The organism is Halegenticoccus soli (assembly GCF_002844195.1).
Classification (GTDB): domain Archaea; phylum Halobacteriota; class Halobacteria; order Halobacteriales; family Haloferacaceae; genus Halegenticoccus; species Halegenticoccus soli.
Genome location: NZ_PEND01000011.1, coordinates 37,011 through 56,190 on the forward strand (window position 1 = coordinate 37,011; position 19,180 = coordinate 56,190).

Consider the following 19,180-nt stretch of genomic DNA (forward strand, 5'->3'; position numbering starts at 1 on the left):
GAGGTCATGCGGCAGGGCGTCCGGAGCGTCGGCGAGGGGACGCGGATCTTCCCCGACGTCGAGGCCTGCATCGACTGCGGCGGTTGCGTCGTCGCCTGTAAACGCACCTGGGACATCGGTCCGGGCGAACAGCGGATCAGCATCTCGACGATGCTCGAGGGTGAGGAAGCCGCGGCGGGACTGAACGCGAGCAGCGCGAAGGCGATCCAGCAGGGGAAGAGCCCCGGCGAGACGAGCATCCCGATGCAGTGTTACCACTGCGAGAACGCGCCCTGCGTGTCCGTCTGTCCGACGGACTCGCTCCTCAAGAAGGACAGCGGCTTCGTGGAGGTCCGCGACAACCTCTGTATCGGCTGTCAGTACTGCCTGTCCGCGTGTCCGTTCGGGGCGCCGCAGTTCCCGAACGCGGACGACGGGGCCGCAAAACTGTTCGGCACCGGCGGGACGATGGACAAGTGCACGATGTGCGAGGAGCGCCAGGAGGTCGGGAAGGGGCCGGCCTGCGCCGAGGAGTGCGCGACGGACGCCATCCTCGTCGGAACGTCGGAGCAGATCGCCGAGGAGCTCGACCGCCGGGACAGCGGGACGTTCTTCAACGACGCGGCGATGGAGATCATCTTCGGCGAGGACGCGGAGGTGTTCTGATGGACCGCGATCTCCCCGAAACGGCCGGCTACAGCCCGCTCGCCGTTCTCGGCAGCGCCGTCGGCGGGCTCGTCATCGCGTTCCTCTCGGTCTGGTGGGCCGCCGGCAACGCGGTGTCGGCCGAATCGCTCTTCCGGGTCGCCCCGACGGTCGAAAACAGGGGCGTCGGGTCCGACTGGGTGGCGGGGAACACGATCGAGTGGTTGGATTTCCTCATTGCGCTCACCCACGCGGCCGACGTCATCATGGGCGTGTTCATCCTCGTGATGGTGTTCGTCCACTGGGCCGCGTTCCGTCGACTCGCGGGACGGATGCGTCGACCGGGAGAACCGAACCGGGGCGACGGCGTCGCCGCAGACGGCGGCGGGACGGCCAAACCTGTCGACAGTAGCGGGACGACCGAAAACGCCGGCGGGGACGATTCGGGGGGTGAACGGCCGTGACGAATCTCGACCACGGGAAGTTCACGCACGTGACGACCGTCTTCCACTCGCTTCTGGCGCTCGACGTGTTTGCGCTGTTCTTCACGGGGTACGGTATCATGTTCAACGACGAACTCTGGTGGCTCGTCGTTCTCCTCGGCGGCTATCAGGGGGTCGCCGCACTCCATCGGATCGCCGGATTCGGGCTCGTCGCGCTCATCGGCTTCTGGATGCTGCTCATGCTCACTACCTCGACCGGACGGGGGAACTTCCGCGAGATCGTTCCGACCGGCGACGACGTCGCGGCTTTCGTTCAGGACGTCAAGTTCGTGCTGGGGCGGGCCGACGAGCGTCACCCGAACGCGCGGCAGTTCGCCGGGTACAAGGCCGACGAGGTGCCGCTCCTGTCGTACGTCGGGAAGGGCGTCGTGTTCATCTTCTCCGTCGAACTGACCCTGCTCACCGTCTCGGGGTTACTCATCTGGAGTAAAACCGGCGTGATGCAGTTCTTCGCGACGAAGACGGCGGCCATGGCGTTCGTCGTCTTCCACGGGCTGCTCGGCGTCATCATGCTGATGGGCGTGATGTTCCACATCTTCGAACACGGCTTCCACCCGGCGTTCTACCCGGTCGAGACCAAGGCGTTCATCCCCCGGAGCATGATCCCGGAGGCCCACGGCCACGAGGGGGAACGCGAGGCGGACACGACCGGGATCGAACGGCTGACGCTTTCGCCCTCCTGGAGCTGGGTGACGAACCTCATGGGCGCCTTCGTCGTCATCGGAATCGTGAGCGTCCTCATGGGGAGTATCTTCGACGAAGGCTACCCGGTGCCGAACGAACTCGCCGTGGGTGGCGGGCCGTCGAACCTGCTTCTCACCGTCGGGATCAACATCGGCGTGTTCGTGCTGTTCGTCGGCATCGTCCTCTCGATGTACGGAAACCTCGTCCGAATCCGCTGGGAACGACAGCTGGAACGGGAGCGTCCGCGGACGACGGCCGACGGCGGACGAGTCGCTGAGAGTGGAGAGGACTGATCGACCGGGGGCGGAAGCCGGTACCGCCGGAGCGGATTCGGCCCGGCGGCGAGTCAGGTCGAGATGAGTTTGGCGCCCTCGTCGGAGAGTTCGACCGCCACGTCCTGCCTCGTGTGCTCGCGTATCTGGTCGATGTTGCGGGTCAGCACTTCGAGGATGTCCTTCGGCTCGGGGTAGACGAGCACGTTCCCGTCGCCGTCCTCCATCACCAGTTGCGTGTCGGCTAACTGGATCTGGCTTCCCTCGATGCTCGCGACGATCACGGGGAGCGCTTCGGCGCCGCCGGGGTCGCCCTCCTCGACCATGGTGATGTAGAGCGAGTCCAGCCCGATGAGGTCCTTGTACTCGCGGACCCGCCTCGCACACGCGACCATGTCCCCGGTCACGTCCGCCTTCTGTCGGTTCCCGTGCTCCCCCTCGTAGCAGTGCTTACAGACCCGAAGTTCCATCCGCATGCGCCCGTTCGTTCGACCCGGTGACGTGATATAACTTGTCACCCTCGCCACCGCGTTCGGCGGAGTTCGACTTTCATAATTTTTAGGCACTTACGGCGAGAAGGAGACGTATGGCCGGAGTACTCAACACCGTCTACGCGGCCGTCGTCGTACTCGTCGCTCTCGGAGGTATCGGTGCGGTCATGTGGCTCACCCCCTCGGACAACGAATCCGGCGGATTGACCGGCGCGATCGTCACGACCGCGGTCGCCGTGTTCCTGCTCGCGATGATCGGGACGCTCCTCGTGTGAACGGACCGGCCGGATCCGGTCGTGGGGCCCCGTAGCGGGCGCCACCGGGCCGGACTGTGAAGCGCCGCGGCGACCGTCGCCACGGTGTCGCAAACCGGATAGTCGCCGAAACGAAACTGTCCGGGAGAGAAGATTGATTAGGCGTCAGCGTCTTCATAGTGATAGCCAGGTGAAATCTGATGAGCACGGCGGAACCTATCGACGACGCTGTCGAGGCGGGTGGAGCGGCCGGCGGTCGCGACGCCGACGAGTCGGCCGGCGAACGGAGGGAGCGTTCGGAGCGGGCGTCCGACCTCTCCAAGGACGACCTGTTCCACGTGCTGCAGAACCAGCGTCGCCGCCGTGTCCTGAAGTACCTGCAAGGGCGGGAAGGGCCGGTCGGCATGCGCGACGTCGCGGAACAGGTGGCCGCGTGGGAGCACGACACGACGGTCGAGGCGCTGGCGTCCGACGAGCGCCAGCGCGTCTACATCGCGCTGTACCAGTCGCACCTCCCCAAACTCGACGAGAAGGGCATCGTCGACTACAACCAGAGCCGCGGCCTCGTCGAACGCACCCCCCTCGCCGACCAGTTCGACCCCTACCTCGAAGTCGGCGGTGCCAACGACGGAGACGGAGCCGACGGGGCGGCGCTCGAACCGGCGAAGCGGACGCCGACCCCGAAGCGATTCGATCCGGTGGGATACTACGGCGGCGCGACCGCGCTCAGCCTGCTTCTGACGGGCGCGTCGTGGCTCGGCGTCGTGCCGGCGGTGGTTTCCAGCTATCTGGCGGCGATCATCCTCGGGATGTTCGCCCTCATCACGGCGGGCGCGCTCTACCGCGGGCGGTAGTCGACTCGCGTCCGATCGTTTGGCAACCCGGTTCTGCTTTCGGCGTCCGTTCCGTGGGAGTCGGGACGACGCACCGCCGATCAGCGATCGACGGAGACGAGCCGTCGCCCCGGGGCCCCGTTAAGCACCGATTAGCCGGCTGAACCGATCGGTGCGCCGTCAGCGCGCGGGGTCGCCGCTCAACCGTCCGACCGGTGGAGACGCGGAGCCGCGGAGAAAGGAGTCCCATACTCACGGTAGACGGCGTGACACCTCGCTTATCAGGCAGATAACAAAGTACGCCGGACGAGAGCGGGCGATCGAAGCACCATGAGTTCGCGGACAAACTCGGGGGCCGGAGCACAGAGCACGTGCAAGAACTGCGGGGCGTTCGTCACGCGGCGGTTCGCCCGCGTCTACGGGAACAACGCCGACGAGGTGTACGGCTGTCTCAACTGCCAGCGCGCCCGCGACCTGCGCGAGGGCAATCACCTCGACGCGCGCCACAAGCGTGCGACGACGTGAACGGGCGCGGTCGGCCCGTTCCCCCTCTCCGGTTTCTGGCGGTCGCGTCGTCCCCTCACCATCTGCCCGTCTCTTTTGTCCTCCTCTCGCATCGCGATCTCACCGTCCCTCTCCCGCATCGCCACCTCTCGATTCTCTCCGACTTCTCTCGGGTCTTCCCGTCCCCGAGCGCGTTCTGCGAACTCGGACCGCCGGTTCCCCGATCGGTTCCGTCTCGCTCGCCGGACGGCGGGGCCCCCTCGTCCGGCGGTACCGCTGAGACGCAAACCGCGATTTCGGCTGTTTGAGGCGGGTTTATCTGATTCCTAAGCCGATTCGACCGTTCGGGCGACGAAGCGCGCCTGCGAACAGGGGTGTGCGTAAATCGCAGGACTGCGCCGGGTTCGATCGTCCGAAGGTGTCGCGAAATCGTCGGGTTCGGCACCCGAGGCGTTAGCCCGCGTATAATAATGGGCGTATCAGAAGTACCGACTTTCACGGAATCGCGGCTTCCCGGCGACGGGAGGCGCGGAAGGAAAACGTGAACGTGAAACCATGATTCGACGGGGCACCCAGCAGAACGCCGGCGGGAAGACCGCCGTGACGGCGACCGAACCGATCAGGAAGGAGGGTCGATGATGTGTGGGATCATCGCGTGCATCGGATCCGACGACGCGGTCGGCGAGTTGCTGACCGGCCTCGAGAACCTGGAGTACCGCGGCTACGACTCGGCCGGCATCGCCGTCCAGAACGGCAGCGGCATCGCCGTCCGGAAAAAGGCCGGCAAGATCAGCGAGCTGAAGGACACCATCGCGAGGGACGTATCGAACGGGACGATCGGCATCGGTCACACGCGCTGGAGCACTCACGGGCCGCCGACGGACAAGAACGCCCACCCGCACACGAGCCGCACGGAGCGCGTCGCCGTCGTCCACAATGGGATCATCGAGAACTACGAGGCCATCCGCCGGAAGCTGATCGCCGAGGGCTACGAGTTCCGAAGCGAGACGGACACCGAGGTCATCCCGCACCTGGTCGAGTACTACATCGACCAGGGGATGGGCGTCGAGGAGGCGTTCAAGACCACGGTCGGCGAACTCGACGGGAGTTACGCCGTCGCGCTCATGGTTCACGGAACGGACACCGTCTACGCCGCCCGGCAGGACTCCCCGCTGGTCGTCGGCGTCGACGACGGCCGGTACTACCTCGCGAGTGACGTGCCGGCGTTCCTCGACTTCACGGACGAGGTCGTCTACATCGAAAACGGCGAGTTCGCCCGCGTCCGGCCGAACGAGCTGGTGATCACGGACCGCGACGGCAACGTCGTCGACCGCGACGTCGAGACGGTCGAGTGGAGCGCCGAGGAGACTGGCAAGGGGCAGTACGCCCACTACATGCTCAAGGAGATCAACGAGCAGGCCGACGCGCTCGCGAACACCATCGCCGGGCGGATCGGCGAGGACGGCACGGTCGAACTGGAGGCGTTCCCGCCGGGAACGTTTGGCGGGATCGACGAGGTCGAGTTCGTCGCCTGCGGCACCTCCTACCACGCCGCCCTCTACGGCGCGCAGCTGCTTCGCCGCGCCGGCATCCGGACGTACGCGAGCCTCGCGAGCGAGTACGACACGTCGACGGTCAGCGATGGGACGCTCGTCGTCGCCGTGACCCAGAGCGGCGAGACCGCCGACACGCTGACCGCGCTCCGGGCCGCCCAGGACGCCGGCGCGGAGACGGTCGCGGTGACGAACGTCGTGGGATCGAGCGCCGCGCGCGAGGCCGATCACGCGCTGTACATCCGCGCCGGCCCCGAGATCGGCGTCGCGGCGACCAAGACCTTCTCGTCGCAGGTCGTCACGCTCGCCCTTCTCGGCCACCAGCTCGCCGAAGACCTCGAACAGGGCAGGCCCCGGGAGGACGCCGCCGAGTTCTTCGAGGAACTCCGGAAGCTCCCCGACCACATCGCGACGGTCCTCGAGACGACGCGGGCCAAGGAGATCAGCGAGGAGTACTTCGACAAGAAGTCGTACTTCTTCATCGGCCGGGACAACGAGTTCCCGGTTGCGCTGGAGGGGGCGCTGAAGTTCAAGGAGATCACCTACGAGCACGCCGAGGGGTTCGCATCGGGGGAGCTCAAGCACGGCCCGCTGGCGTTGGTGACGGAGGAGACGGCGGTGTTCGCACTGTTCACCGGGCAGAACGGCCGGGAGACGCGAAAGAACGCGGAGGAGGCGCACACGCGCAGCGCGGACATCGTCGCGGTCGCGACAGACGGGACGGACGTCGGCGAGTTCGCCGACAACGTGCTGTGGGTGCCGAAAACCCACCCCGACCTCGCCGGATTGCTGGCGAACGTCCAGCTCCAGCTCGTCTCCTACTACACCGCAGACCTCCTCGGGCGCGAGATCGACAAACCGCGGAATCTCGCAAAGAGTGTCACAGTTGAATAACTGCAAGACGGGGGCGATCGATACCATACGATGAGGAACGAACTGTTCGGCGTATTCGGCGATCGGGAGCAGTTTGCGCGGTTCTGCAGTCCGCACCGGTTCACCAAGGTGGTGTTGTCAGAGCACGCTACGATCGGAATTAGAGATCTGGGCTACGGACTCCCTGGAAGGAGCGACTTGTATCATGGCGAAGAGGGGACGTGCGTCATCTGGGGCGAACTCATCCCCGAGAACGGCATCGGATCGCCCGCGGAGCGGCTGCTGAAGCGGTACGCGAAAGTGGGAACCGACGCGTTCGACCAGCTGAACGGATCGTACCTAGTGTTTGTTGACCACGACGGTGACGCGGTGCTGGCGACGGACGCCATTCGGTCGTGGGAATGTTACTACACCGACGCGCCGGGAGTCCGCGTGTTCGGGACCGATGCGGCGAACGTGGCGCAGACAATCCCAGACCCGACGTTGAATGGTCGCACACTCACCGAAGTCACCCACTTCGGTATCGCGTTCGAGGACAGAACCGCGTTCGATGAGCTGCACCGGGTCCCGTTCGACGGCTACCTCACGGCCGACGGAACGGACGAGCTACGGCGCTTCGTCTACGAGCCGCGCGAGTTCGATTATGCCGACGAACTCGCTCGCCGGCTCAGACGGGCGATCAAACGCCGCGTCGAACTACCTGGCCGCAAGGGGCTCCTCCTGAGCGCCGGTTACGACTCGCGGGCAATCCTCTCACAGCACCCGCGACTCGACGTCGGCTACACCATTGGTACGCCCGGCTGCGCCGAAGTCGAGATCTCGAAGCAGCTGACGGACCAGTACGGGATCGAACACCAGACCCTGCCGGTGACGAACCGGTATCTGGATATGCGGCCGGAGATTATCCAGTACTCCCAGGGAATCAGAGAGTCACTGCACATCCACCACCGCGGCAACGTCGACGAGATCGACGTCGACACGATTTACCACGGAATGCTGTTTGACACGCTGTTCCGTGGTTTCTTCCTCCCGAAGAGGGGGATCGAGCTGTTCGACCGGACGTTCCCGCTGCGGGGGCTCGAACCGAATCCCGACGTGCCGAAGCACTTCTCGAAGAAGTTCGGTTTCCTCGGGGACGACGACGCCCTCTTCGCCGGGTGCGGCATGATCGGGGCGGACACGGCCGAGGAGTTCGCCCATAACGTCATCCAGCCGCAGTACGAGGCGTGCTTCGACCGCACCGACTCGAAGTACAACGCGATGGAGCTGTTCGCCATCAAACAGAAGCCGACACTCCCGTTCCGCGAGCACCTGGCCGACAACTACGTCGAGAGCTTCGTGGCGGTCGACCGCGAACTCCTCGAGTGGCACCTGCAGACGCCGCCGGAACACCGGAACAACCGGACGTTCCTGAAGGCGCTCAGGAAGCTCGATCCGGACATCCTCCGCTACCAGCCGCCGGACCGGCCGCACGATTCCTTCCGGCTCAACCAGATCGAGAAGTTCCTGCGCGAGAAGATCCCGGGCGTCCCGAGCTTCGAGAGCCCGTGGCCCGACAGAAAGGAGATCTACGACCGGAACAACCTCGATCAGAAGCTCTTTCCGGGATACGAGGAGGTGCACCGGCTCCCGCCGCGCGTCAAACTCCGGATGAACGACCTCACGACGTGGATCGAGTTCGCGACCGGCGAATCGCGCTGTACGCCCGATCAGATCCTCTGTCCGCCGGAGTACGGGGTCGAGGAACGCGATGTCACGTCGGACTGACGGGGTCGGCTGTTCGCCGCCCTCTCCGGACGACAGTACGGCGGCGCGTTCGCGGTTTGCGGGGAGCGGCCGTGGCGAACACCGCGGATGCAGAGGCGGCAACCAACGTGTCTGAAAGCAATCAGCACGCCTACAACCAAACAACGCGCCTAAGAGGAACGAACGGAGTTTGTGTGCAACGAGTGATATGGCGGTGACAACGTGCGACAGGGTCACGCTAGCCGACGGAGACGAGGAGTGGTCGGTCCTCCTGGCCGGCGACTGCATCTACCGAGATAAGCGAGCGAGCCGACCGATCTCCGAGCCGCTCGTCGACCGCATCTCGCGGGCTGACCTCTCCGTCGTCAACCTCGAAGCCCCGATTTCGGGGCCCGGGGAGCCGATCGACAAGTCCGGGCCGGTGAAGCAGTCCGACCCCGAGGTGCCGGAGCTCCTCGTCGACGCCGGATTCGACGCGGTCACACTGGCGAACAACCACATCATGGATCACGGCGCGGAGGGGCTCGAAGCGACGCTCCGAGCTTGTCGGACGGCCGGGCTGTCCGCGGTGGGCGCGGGGGAGTCGGCTGAAGACGCGCTTGAGCCGCTCACGGCGACCGTCGGAAGCGGTCGGACGCTGTCGATCGTCAACGTCTGCGAGCGCGAGTTCGGCGTTGCCGACGAGGATGAACCCGGGACGGCCTGGATCGGACACCACTCGGTCGAACGGCGGATCTCGACCGCGGCGGACGAAGCCGACGCCGTCCTCGTCGTCGCCCACGGGGGCGTCGAGTACGTTCCGCTGCCGCCGCAGCAGCGACAGGCCCAGCTACGGGCGCTCGTCGACGCCGGCGCCAACGCCGTCGTCGGCCACCACCCTCACGTCCCGCAGGGGTGGGAGGTCTACGACGGGAGCCCGATCTGCTACAGCCTCGGAAACTTCCTCTTCCGGCAGTCCTCGCGGCCGAAGACCCAGTGGGGGCTCGCGGTCGAGCTCGGTTTCGACGGCGGGACGCCGACCGGCTTGGAGCTAATTCCGACTGAACAGGTCGACGGGGTCGTCGTCCCGCTCGGGGCCGAACGGTCCCGCGACGAGCACCTCGAATACCTCCACCAGGTGTCGGAGATCACCGCGGACCGGAGCCGGCTCCGCGCGCACTGGCAGGAGCTCGCCGTGCGCCTGTTCGCCCAACGGTACACGAGTTGGCTGCGCGCCGCGACCGGCGCGGGGCTCCTGCAGCTAGTCCGAAACCCGCGCGCCGCGCTCGGCGGCGGAACGTGGGACGTCGCTGACCGGCAGTCGGAGCTCCTCACGCTGCTCAACCTCGTCCGCAACGAGTCCCACCGGGACGTCATCGAGACGGCGCTCGCGGTGAAAACCGGCGAACAGACGGACCGGCGGACGCCGGCCGTCCGCCGAAACGTGTGCGAACTCCTCTCGTGGACCGAGGACCAGGCGGTGTACGACCGGCCGTCGGCGGTAAGGCGGACACTGAAAGCCGTCTTTGATCAGATCAGGTGAGTCGGAACCGGGACTCGTCGGATGTGACCACCGATCAAAGGGCAGGTTTCGCCGTTCATGACCCCGAACACACCTGATTTCCGGTGTCCATACTCATCAGGGTCATTCGCTTGCGCGTTCACCCACACCCCTCGTTTCAGTGAATGAGTCCGGTTGATAGCTTAGTTTACAGAACTGGGAGGTTTCTTCGAAGGCGTTTCGTAACGATAGCATTTGTCATTTACCCATAATTTTAGCTGTGAGATCAAACGTGGGACTCCCTATCTGACCACAGAGGATCGTAGGCAGTCTGACTTCCTCCCACGACTTCAGTCGTGGGCTTTCTCCTCGAACCTCTGTAATCGCCACTCGGGTTCAGCGTCCCGTTGGTCGTCGTACACCTTGTCGTGTGTTTTCAACTATCAATGTCGATAGCGAACTCTCAGCGCCGCTATGACGTCGAGACAACGCTGTCGAATCAATGTTCGGGGGTCTCGATAGGGTTGATCGGTTACAAGTCGAAAACCGGATCAGTCCTAGCGGCCGTCGAACAGTTGACCGACCGTGAGCGCTGCGAACAGAGCGAGGATCGCCGCGCCGATCGCGAGATCCGAGACGGCCGAGAACGCCGCCACATTCAACCGCGCGGCGGTGATCAGGGCCATCCCGACACCTGTTGCGCCGAGATAGTACCCGAGCCAGCGCGCGTCAGAGTCGGCCGGAGTTGCCTCGGTCGCTTCCAACGTGTCGTACTCGGAGGCGGCCGGAGCGTCGTCGTGGACTTCGTCCGTCTCGTCGTCGACGGTCGCGTCGAGGTAGGGGTCGAGTTGGTCGGCCAGCTGCGTGCGGACGATGTGGCCGCGGGCCTGGTTGTACTCGATCACGTCTTCGTCTGCAAGTTTGGGCAAATGACACTGGTACAGCGATATGTAGACGCGCTGGCGCTCGTCGGTCGTCAGCGCCTCGACCGTCGTGTCGTGCTCCCACGCCGCCACTTGCTCTGCAACGTCGCGCATGCGAACCTGCCCCTCCGTCTCCTTGAGGTATCGCAGCACGTACCGCCGCCGCTGGTTCTGCAGAATATGGAACAGCTTGTCCTTCGAAAGTTCCTCCTGCTGGGTCGATTCCTCCTCCTCCCTGGTAACCGTCGCGGGGGACGTACCACCAGTCTGCGTGGCAGTCATGCGTAGTGGTACGTTTACATGACGGGTATTAAACCAAGCGGTCGCTCCCGACTGTTGCAGTCCGTTACATCAAATGTCTGTTCCCGTGAACGGTCCACCGCTGTCGGTCGATAATCGTTTATCGCAGTTCAAAATAGTCGTGATTCTGAAACTAGTATGCCGTGAGTCAGACGATGACGATTGCCGTCAGGTATCCGGTATGACAGTATTCCGAAACGGACAATTAAGACCCGCGTCAGCAGCATGCAAGCGATCCAATGTCGGCCGAAATGACGGTTTAGAACGTATCGCCGATTCGAGGGAGAGTGACGGGAAGCGAGTAGGCGCGGTGGCGAGCACGAGAAGCATCACTCCCCGCTCGAACCGACGCGAACCCTGAGAGCGGCCGCCTTCGAGGAGATCGGTTCGGGTAGCGCTCCGAAGATGTCGAACACCTCGTCGAATGAGATCGCGCCGGTCGCCACGGCCAGTGCGGAGTAGATGACGAATCCGACGGGCGGGACGATGACGAGCGACAGGAGCGAGTTGTCGATGAGAAGAGGGAGACCGATGATTGGAACGCCCGCGCCGATCGTCGTCAGCGCAATGCGCCCCAGGCGAACGTCCGCGAACGGATCGTACCCGAGCCGATGACCGACCCATGCCTGGAAGAAGGGAAGCGATCCGTACCCCGTGCTGGTCGCGATCGCCGCGCCGATCATCCCGTATCGGGGGATGAGAAGCAGGTTGAGCGTGACGTTGATCGCGGCAGCCGCGCCGGTAGCGAGGATGAGGATCTTCATGTCGCCCTTCGCGTGGTTGATGGAGAGCAGCGGCCGCGCTATGGCGAACCCGATCACACCCGGGAGGAGCAGAATCAGCGGAAGCACCATCTCCGAAGCGCCGTCGCCGTAGTAGAACGGGACGAAGTCCGACGCGAGCGCGCCGAGTCCGAGGCCCATGAGCGTCGTCAAGAGGAGGGCGTACCGGGTCGACCGCGAGGCGATTCGCTGAATCCGGTCGGTCCGTCCCTGGACCCAGAGGTTGGATGTCGACTGGATCATCACCGACTGCACCGACCGGGGAACGAACCAAAGGAACTCGACGAGGACGAGCGCGGCCTTGTACACCCCGGCCTGCTCGTTGCCGACGAGCGTGTCGAGGAAGATCACGTCAACATGGTACATCGACGTGAGGAGGAAGATGTAGACGATCGACGTGTGATTGAAGCTGAAAAGCTCCTTCTTCGGGAAGTCCTCGGGGAGCGGCTGGAAGAGGTGTGTGAGCGAGATGTACCTCGTGACGAACGTCAGCGAAATGATGAACACGAGCGTGCTGGCGAAGATGTACCCGACCAGCACCCCGGCGACGCCATAGCCGAGTGCGGCTAACCCGACCGCGGTGACGCCGAAGGCGATCCGGTGGACAACATTCAGCGGCTCGCCGATGTGTTCGAGCTTCAATCCCATCAGCGCCCGGCGGGAGTACTCGCGGAACTGCGCCGCGAGCACCAGCACCGCGAGCAGGTAGAAGTACACCGTGTAGTCGGGCTTCATCAGCTGACCCATGATACCGGTGTACGCGCCGACCGCCAGCGCGACGGCCGCGACGAGCGACAGCGCGAGCGCGAGGCGGAAGTAGTAGGCGAAGACGTAGTCCTTCCAGTCGCTCTCGGCGCGCTCTTCGGAGATATACTTCCGGACGCCGCTGTTGATCCCCGAGCTCACGAGGATCATGAGCAGGTTGAAGACGGCGATGACGGCCGCGTACTGCCCGTACTCCCCCTTCCCGAGGATGCGGAACAGGAGCGGCGTGATGAGCGCCGACACGAGCGCGTCCAGCATCCGCGATCCGGCGATCGAAGCGAACGCGGTGACTATGTTCCGTCGCACTGAAATCTGCTCCCTTGGTAATCCGTCGTGTGTTTGATCCCTCGGTGAACGGTCGCCGGTCGGTTCCTCACCGGTCTCTCGTGACCGTCTCGCCGGGCAGCGTCGTCGCGCCGAGCGAGAGCGTCAGACCCGGGCTGAGGCTGGTGTTGATTCCCGTCTTCGCGCCGTGACCCGCGACGACGCCGAACTTCCGACGGCCCGTCGAGACGCGCTCGCCCTTGACCGTCAACTTCACGGGATCGTCGTCGTGCCGCAGGTTGGCGACGTTCGTCCCCGCGCCGAAGTTGACGTTCCGGCCGAGGAGGCTGTCGCCCACGTAAGAGAGGTGCGAGACGTGCGCCTCCTCCATCAGGACGCTGTTTTTGATCTCGACGCTGTGGCCGACGCGGACGTCCGGCCCGACGAGCGTCGCGCCCCGGACGTACGCGTTCGGACCGACCTTCGCGCCGGAGCGAATTAGGGCAGGGCCCTGGATGACGACGCCCGGCTCGACCGTCGCGCCCTCCTCGACGACGACGTTCCCGCGGACGTCGGCGTCCTCGGAGACGTCGCCGGCGAGGTCGCGCTCTAGCTCGCCCAGGAAGAGCTCATTCGCCTCCAGGAGCTCCCAGGCGCGTCCGACGTCGAGCCACCGGTCGACCGTCACCGCCGTCACGTCGTGGTGGTCGATGACGCGTTCGACGACGTCCGTGATCTCGTGTTCGCCGCGCTCGCTCTCGGGCACGTCGAGGTACTCGCGCGCGTCCTCGGGGAAGATGTACGCGCCGGCGTTGGCGAGGTTCGTCGGCGGATCGGCCGGCTTCTCGACGATCGCGGTGACCGTGTCGCCGTTCGTCGAGAGGACGCCGTAGTTCGTCGGGTTGTCGACCGTGAACGCGCCGATGCTCGGCGCGCGTTCGAACAGCTCCGCGACGCTTTCGGGGTCGTAGAGGTTGTCGCCGTTGAGGACCGCGAACGTCCCGTCGATCCACTCCCTCGCCGCGTTGACGGCGTCCGCGGTGCCGAGCTGTTCCTCCTGTTCGACGTATCGGACGGGGACGCCGGCGTACTCCTCGCCGAAGTACTCGCGCACTTGGTCGTCCAGATACCCCACGACGAAGATGAGCTCGTCCGCATCGCCCTGAAGGGCGGCGTCGGCGACGTGAGCGACGATGGGGCGGTCCGCGACCGGCAGCATCGGTTTTGGAATCGTCTCAGAAAGGGGTCGAATCCGGGTTCCCTGGCCAGCTGCAAGGATGACTGCCTGCATAGTCTCGATACTCGACCGATACTATTCACGCGCCCATTATTATGGGCCGGCTAACGGAATGACGGGAACGAAACGGGCGAAAATCGATAGATAGCACGCACCTAAGCGGGTTTCGCTACTCGGGTGTGGTTGCATTCGGAGTCGATTGCGCTCCGCATCGATTGTATCCGTGACGGTCCCTAAACCACCGGCACAGGAGGTAGTTATTATACGGTCGAAGAGCGCGCGAGAACCACGCTATCGAACGCCGTCGATCAACCCCGCCGCTTGGTCCAGAAGCTCCTCGGTCCGTGCTTCGTCCCGCGCCTCCGCAGTGAGCCGAATCAGCGGCTGCGTCCCGCTCGCGCGGACGAGGAACCAGCCGTCGTCGAAGGCGACGTGGACGCCGTCGGTGGTTGTCAGCCGATCGTCGGCGTACTCGGCCACGGCGGCCTCTTCGATGCGCGCCATCGCGCCGTACTTGTCGTCGAGTTCGACGCTGCGCCGCCGGAGAGGATACGACGCGATCTCCGAGACCAGCCCGTCGAGCGACCCGGCCGCCGCGACGAGCGCCACGAGCTTGCACGCCGCGAGCGGACCGTCCGGGCAGAGCGTCTCGTCGGGCCAGATCCACGCGCCGCTGGACTCGCCACCGAAGACGACGTCCGGTTCGGTCGCCCGCTCGGCGACGAACACGTCACCGACCCGCGTCCGGGTGAGCGACGCCCCTCGAGCCTCCAGTTCGTCGTCCACGGCAAGGCTGATGTTGACCGGAGCGGCGACGCGCTGTCCCTCGGAGACGACCGCGCGGGCGAACAGCGCGAGCTGCACGTCACCCTGGACGAACTGCCCGGACTCCGTCACGGCGCGCATCCGGTCGGCGTCGCCGTCGTGGGCGATCCCGAGGTCCGCGTCGGTCTCGGCGACGAACTCGCACAGCGCCCGGCAGTTCTCCCGCGTCGGCTCGCTCGGTCGACCGGGGAACCGCCCGTCCGGCTGGGCGTTCAGCGTCAGCACGTGCGCGCCGAGCGCCGCGAGCGCGTCGGCCGTGAGCCCCCCGGCGCCATTGCCGACGTCGACGACGACGGTGAGCCCAGACAGCGGTTCGTCGTTCCCGCCGTCTTCGCCCCCGTCGTCCGCATCCCTGTCGTTCACAACCCTCTCGTCCGTGCTTCCGTCGTCTGCGTCCTCATCACCCGCGCGTCCGTCGTCCGCCCCGCGCCGGATCGTTTCGACGAGCGCCTCGACGTGGCGGTCGGTCGCGTCCGACTGGGTCGACTTCGAGCCGATCCCGTCCCAGCGTTTGAGCTCGTAGTCGCCGGACTCGATGCGTCGGCTGATCGCCTCCCGCTGGTCGGTGTCGAACGCCTGTCCGGACGGGTTCCAGAGCTTCAGCCCGTTGTCCGGCGTGGGGTTGTGCGACGCCGTGACCATGATACCGGCGTCGGCGTCTAGCCAGCCGACGGAGCGGGCGAGTGTCGGCGTGGCGACCATCCCGAGATCGATCACGTCGGCGCCGCACTCCTCGGCGCCGGCCATCGCAGCGTCGGCGAGCAGCCGCCCGCTGACGCGGGGATCGCGCCCGACGACGATTCGGGTCGCCCCCTCCGATGCGACCGCTCGACCGACCGACAGCGCGAGGTCGGCCGTCACCTCCTCGCCGACCGGCCCTCGTATGCCGCTGGTTCCGAACAACGTCATTACGCGTACACTGGAAATCCGGCACCTTGGTTATGATAGCCGTAAGCGATTAGCTGCGAATCAGTCGTTTGCAACGTTCGTGAGGAATCCGTGCGGATCGACGTACTGCGAGCCGATCCGCGCTCGGACTCCTTCGCCGGGACCGCCGCCGACGGACGCGACTACGACATCCGGTGGGACGTCGCGTCCGGCAGTTCCTCACGAAGGAAACGTTGCCGTTCGGTGGATGATCCGAATCGACGACGAGGGGGAAGGGGATGTGCGCTACTCGTTCGGGATGACGTCCGACGGACGAACGACCTCGAGTTCGCCTGAATCGCGCTTGTCGGCCACGAACTCGCAGATCCGCCGGAACTGGTCCGCGTTTATCACCGCGTCGTCGTTGACGTAGTGGAGGTACATCGTGTACAGGCCCCTGTACTGAATCGCCGGATCGACCTGGTTTATTACAGCCTGGTCCGTGTTCGGTCGCGATCGGTTCACGAAATGCGGATTCATGAGGGCCGACTGCGAGAGCCCCTTCTCGGCCCCTTTGAACGTGAGGAAGGCGACGTCGTGCAGCTCACTGACAAGTTCAAGCGTATTGTTGTCGCATGCACCGCCGGGGTACATGAACGCGGGGGCGTCGCCGAAGCCGCGACCCTTGATGATCTCCTTCGCTCGCTCCAGCTTCTTCCGCTGTTGTTCGCGCGGGAGTCCGTAGAGCCCCTGCAGGTCGTCGCTGTGGCTCGCGATCTCCCAACCGACACCGTGCATCTCCTCCAGCTGATCCTGATTGATGCGATTTCGGTAACCGATGACGGCCGGCGGGACGGCGAGCGCACCCTTCAGGTCGTACTCCTGCATGATGGGGAACGCGGTCTCGTAGACGTCGGTGACGATGTCGTCGAAGGTGAACATGAACTGCCCCTTGTTCGTCCGCTTGTCGTGGAAGCGGATGTCGTCGAGCCAGTAGCGCTTCCCCTCCCCGTCCCCGTCAAGCGTGATCAGGATCTCCTCGACGCTACTCAGGTCGGCGTTCACCGAGTTGATCGAGGGATTGATCCGGATCCACCCCCCCGGGTGATTCTGGTTGATCTGCTGGATAAGCCGCGTTTCGTTGCCTCTAGAGTCTGTGAACCAGATTCGGAGGTTCGTCGGCCGCGGCTTTTCCACCTTGACGGCGATCGAGATGTCCTTCTTCGAGAGGTCAAGCGGGATGTCGAAATTGCCCACGATCGTTCCGCTGTCGCCCTCGACCCGTGCGGACTGGCTGCCGCTGTAGACGGTGTCGGTGTCCGCCTCGAGCGTTACGTTCGCTTGCGGCTGCCACACGGAGTGGTCCTCGAATCCGGCTACGGCGGAATCCATGGGTGCGGGCGACCCGGGGTCGCCGCTGTCTCCGCCGGAATTTCCGCCCGGCATCTCGGTCTCGGCTTCGTTTTCGGAAGCCGTTCCCCTCGTCCCGGTGGGGGTCTCAGTCTTGTTGGATGATTCGCCACCGATTCCCCCACATCCCGCGATGAGGACGCTCGTACCCGCGATGCCTGCTAGGAAGGATCGTCGACGGAATGTTCGATCTGATGCCATCTCTTAGGGAATTCTATTGAATGTAGACACGATAACTATGAAGAAGATAAATCCACTTCTAAGCCGCCGGTAAGCGGCCTTGGGGAGAAGTTAATAAAGGTACAAGTCAGTAATAGATAATGCGTCCGCCGGTCGATGGTATGATGGGGTCAAACTCAGGCCGTTTCGGGTCAGAGTTCCGAACTCCCCATAGAGATTGACACATACGCACTTAACCGTTTGCGGAAACCGTGCTGTGCGAGTTGGTACACAGCGGAGGGTGAATGCGAGGGATCCATTGCCTTCGGTTTTCGTCTCCGAACGACGGCGCATCGGTTGACCGATACGGTCTGTAAACGGCCGTCCTTTGGGACGTGACGCCACCATCCGGCATCGTAGCGACGCGGAACCCGCCCTCTGCGTGCCCGCTCAGCGGTGACGTATACGGATAATTGATGTAGATCGGCTCGCCGTCCCTGGTCATTGTCTCGCGGATCGTCTCTACTGCGGTCAGTTCGTACTCGTTGAGGTACTCCGTCGGTTTCGCGGTGGCTGACCACCGGGTAACGGTGTACACCGACGGGAACGTCGCTGTCAGACCGACAGTACACGAGAACGAGGCCGGTTTCGAGGCCGAAGACGGGTGAAAAAGGCGTCTACCGCATTTCGTCGACCGCGACGTACGATTCGCGCTTTCCCGAGATCCAGCGCGTGCCGATGGCGCCGCCTCTCGGTTCGAAGATCACGACCTCGTCGGGGTCGAATCGGTCCTTGAGCGTCGAGTCACGCGGATTGAACGTGAACTCGAGCGTGAAGTTCGGCCATTCTTCGGTTATCGCCTTGTGGATGTTTCGGCTCATGTCGTTCACCCCATCGGTACGCGTTTCCGGTCGGCAGACCGGCAGAAGCGGTCCCCAGCCGCCTCCAATCGAGCCTGTCGTGTCTACTCCTACGCAACGAATCCCTTAAACCTTCGGTGAGAATTGAGGGTCGTATTTAGTCAAGGATGAAGGATGAGGCAATGTGATTGTGTGGTGCTCTAGGCCAAAAATCACCCGCCTTAGTGGAGGCACGGACTGGATTGATTTGGATTTTGTGGAGCGGCAGCGGACACCCAAGCGTGCGATGAAGCTCGGTATTCAACTGCAGGTTAACGGGGCTGTCGCTATTGAATACCGTCTCCATCCTCGAAGATTGGATGTCAAGCGATCTCGCAAAGCAATCCATGATTGGGTCCAAAAGGCCGATTTACAGCCCACAGAGGGTCAGAGCCCCAATCACGTAGCGGTTGACGAAACTGCGATTCGAATCAAAGAGCAGCGATTCTGGCGTACGCTGCAGCCGATCTCGACACAAACGATCTGCTGCATTTGCGGTTAGTTTCGATAACAACGACCGCATTAACTGAGATCTTTTTCCGAGAGCTCCGCCAAAAACACGATGTCGAATCCGCTGTGTTTCTTGGTCGATAACACTCAACACCTCCAAACTGCGCTGACCAGAGTAGCGCTCCGATTCCAAACGGAACGGAAGGGAAATCGGAACGCCATCGAACGCATTTTCGGGATCACAAACGCCGCACATCCTCGTTCCAAACTGTTTCAGCCACGTTGAGCCTCAGACCGCTGAAAATTGGCTCCAAGCATTTGCCGCCTGGGTCAATGCTCCAAACTAAACACGACCGGATTGAGAGGTTTGCGTCGGAGAGGGGCGTCGTGCAGCGGCGTCCGAACCGGAGCCAGCGTGCGCCGAAGTTGTCGGCGCGGAATCCCTTCTTACAGAGAAAACGAGCTCGTAAATTCAAGATCAG

Annotated in this window: 16 protein-coding genes and 1 pseudogene; 10 read left to right on the forward strand and 7 right to left on the reverse strand. The window is 64.1% G+C overall.

Annotated elements, in window-relative coordinates:
- The first annotated feature begins 6 nt into the window (after window positions 1–6).
- Genes CNO20_RS21545 through CNO20_RS21555 form a run of 3 tightly spaced genes read left to right on the forward strand, consistent with a single transcriptional unit; the run spans window position 7 to window position 2,104 of the window.
- Window positions 7–645 carry a 4Fe-4S dicluster domain-containing protein gene (locus CNO20_RS21545; RefSeq protein WP_101298318.1) on the forward strand — a complete coding sequence of 213 codons (639 nt, stop codon included), beginning with the start codon at window positions 7–9 and terminating at the stop codon, window positions 643–645.
- The gene (locus CNO20_RS21550) at window positions 645–1,088 is read left to right on the forward strand and encodes a hypothetical protein (protein ID WP_199174960.1); all 444 of its coding nucleotides are present in this window, start codon (window positions 645–647) and stop codon (window positions 1,086–1,088) included. Before CNO20_RS21545 ends, CNO20_RS21550 begins: the two co-directional genes overlap by 1 nt.
- Window positions 1,085–2,104: a cytochrome b/b6 domain-containing protein gene (locus tag CNO20_RS21555; RefSeq protein ID WP_101298272.1), complete on the forward strand. Its 1,020-nt coding sequence runs from the start codon at window positions 1,085–1,087 to the stop codon at window positions 2,102–2,104. The genes CNO20_RS21550 and CNO20_RS21555 overlap by 4 nt, the downstream gene beginning before the upstream one ends.
- 53 nt (window positions 2,105–2,157) lie before the next feature.
- On the opposite strand, the gene CNO20_RS21560 is transcribed toward CNO20_RS21555, so the two are convergent.
- Window positions 2,158–2,559 (reverse strand): hypothetical protein, encoded by a 402-nt coding sequence (locus CNO20_RS21560; RefSeq protein ID WP_101298273.1) that lies wholly within the window; start codon window positions 2,557–2,559, stop codon window positions 2,158–2,160.
- 110 nt (window positions 2,560–2,669) lie between these two features.
- Here CNO20_RS21560 and CNO20_RS21565 point away from each other — a divergent pair, with 110 nt between their 5' ends.
- From CNO20_RS21565 to CNO20_RS21590, 6 genes are all read left to right on the forward strand, one after another.
- Window positions 2,670–2,849, forward strand: coding sequence for a hypothetical protein (locus tag CNO20_RS21565; protein ID WP_101298274.1), 180 nt, complete (start codon window positions 2,670–2,672; stop codon window positions 2,847–2,849).
- A 179-nt stretch (window positions 2,850–3,028) separates the two neighbouring features.
- Window positions 3,029–3,682 (forward strand): DUF7344 domain-containing protein, encoded by a 654-nt coding sequence (locus tag CNO20_RS21570; RefSeq protein ID WP_101298275.1) that lies wholly within the window; start codon window positions 3,029–3,031, stop codon window positions 3,680–3,682.
- 309 nt (window positions 3,683–3,991) lie between these two features.
- Window positions 3,992–4,186, forward strand: a complete 195-nt coding sequence (locus tag CNO20_RS21575; protein WP_101298276.1) for a DUF7563 family protein — start codon at window positions 3,992–3,994, stop codon at window positions 4,184–4,186.
- 617 nt (window positions 4,187–4,803) lie between these two features.
- Window positions 4,804–6,612 (forward strand): glutamine--fructose-6-phosphate transaminase (isomerizing), encoded by a 1,809-nt coding sequence (gene glmS / locus CNO20_RS21580; RefSeq protein ID WP_101298319.1) that lies wholly within the window; start codon window positions 4,804–4,806, stop codon window positions 6,610–6,612.
- Between the two features lie 177 nt (window positions 6,613–6,789).
- Window positions 6,790–8,358: an asparagine synthetase B family protein gene (locus CNO20_RS21585; RefSeq protein WP_233204280.1), complete on the forward strand. Its 1,569-nt coding sequence runs from the start codon at window positions 6,790–6,792 to the stop codon at window positions 8,356–8,358.
- 187 nt (window positions 8,359–8,545) lie between these two features.
- Window positions 8,546–9,859, forward strand: a complete 1,314-nt coding sequence (locus CNO20_RS21590; protein ID WP_101298278.1) for a CapA family protein — start codon at window positions 8,546–8,548, stop codon at window positions 9,857–9,859.
- 515 nt (window positions 9,860–10,374) lie between these two features.
- Here the strand turns inward: CNO20_RS21590 and CNO20_RS21595 are convergent.
- From CNO20_RS21595 to CNO20_RS21620, 6 genes are all read right to left on the reverse strand, one after another.
- Entirely contained in the window at window positions 10,375–11,022 is a 648-nt protein-coding gene (locus CNO20_RS21595; RefSeq protein ID WP_101298279.1) for a DUF7344 domain-containing protein, read from the reverse strand.
- Between the two features lie 347 nt (window positions 11,023–11,369).
- Window positions 11,370–12,893, reverse strand: a complete 1,524-nt coding sequence (locus CNO20_RS21600) for an oligosaccharide flippase family protein (protein ID WP_101298280.1) — start codon at window positions 12,891–12,893, stop codon at window positions 11,370–11,372.
- 67 nt (window positions 12,894–12,960) lie between these two features.
- Entirely contained in the window at window positions 12,961–14,142 is a 1,182-nt protein-coding gene (gene glmU / locus CNO20_RS21605) for a bifunctional sugar-1-phosphate nucleotidylyltransferase/acetyltransferase (RefSeq protein ID WP_101298281.1), read from the reverse strand.
- A gap of 237 nt (window positions 14,143–14,379) precedes the next feature.
- Window positions 14,380–15,816 (reverse strand): phosphopentomutase/phosphoglucosamine mutase, encoded by a 1,437-nt coding sequence (locus CNO20_RS21610; RefSeq protein ID WP_101298320.1) that lies wholly within the window; start codon window positions 15,814–15,816, stop codon window positions 14,380–14,382.
- A 270-nt stretch (window positions 15,817–16,086) separates the two neighbouring features.
- Entirely contained in the window at window positions 16,087–17,172 is a 1,086-nt protein-coding gene (locus CNO20_RS21615; protein ID WP_158237466.1) for a polysaccharide deacetylase family protein, read from the reverse strand.
- An 854-nt stretch (window positions 17,173–18,026) separates the two neighbouring features.
- Entirely contained in the window at window positions 18,027–18,230 is a 204-nt protein-coding gene (locus CNO20_RS21620) for a hypothetical protein (RefSeq protein ID WP_143423316.1), read from the reverse strand.
- 169 nt (window positions 18,231–18,399) lie between these two features.
- On the opposite strand from CNO20_RS21620, the pseudogene CNO20_RS21625 reads away from it, so the two are divergent.
- Window positions 18,400–19,045: pseudogene (locus CNO20_RS21625) on the forward strand (IS6 family transposase).
- Window positions 19,046–19,180 lie beyond the last annotated feature (135 nt).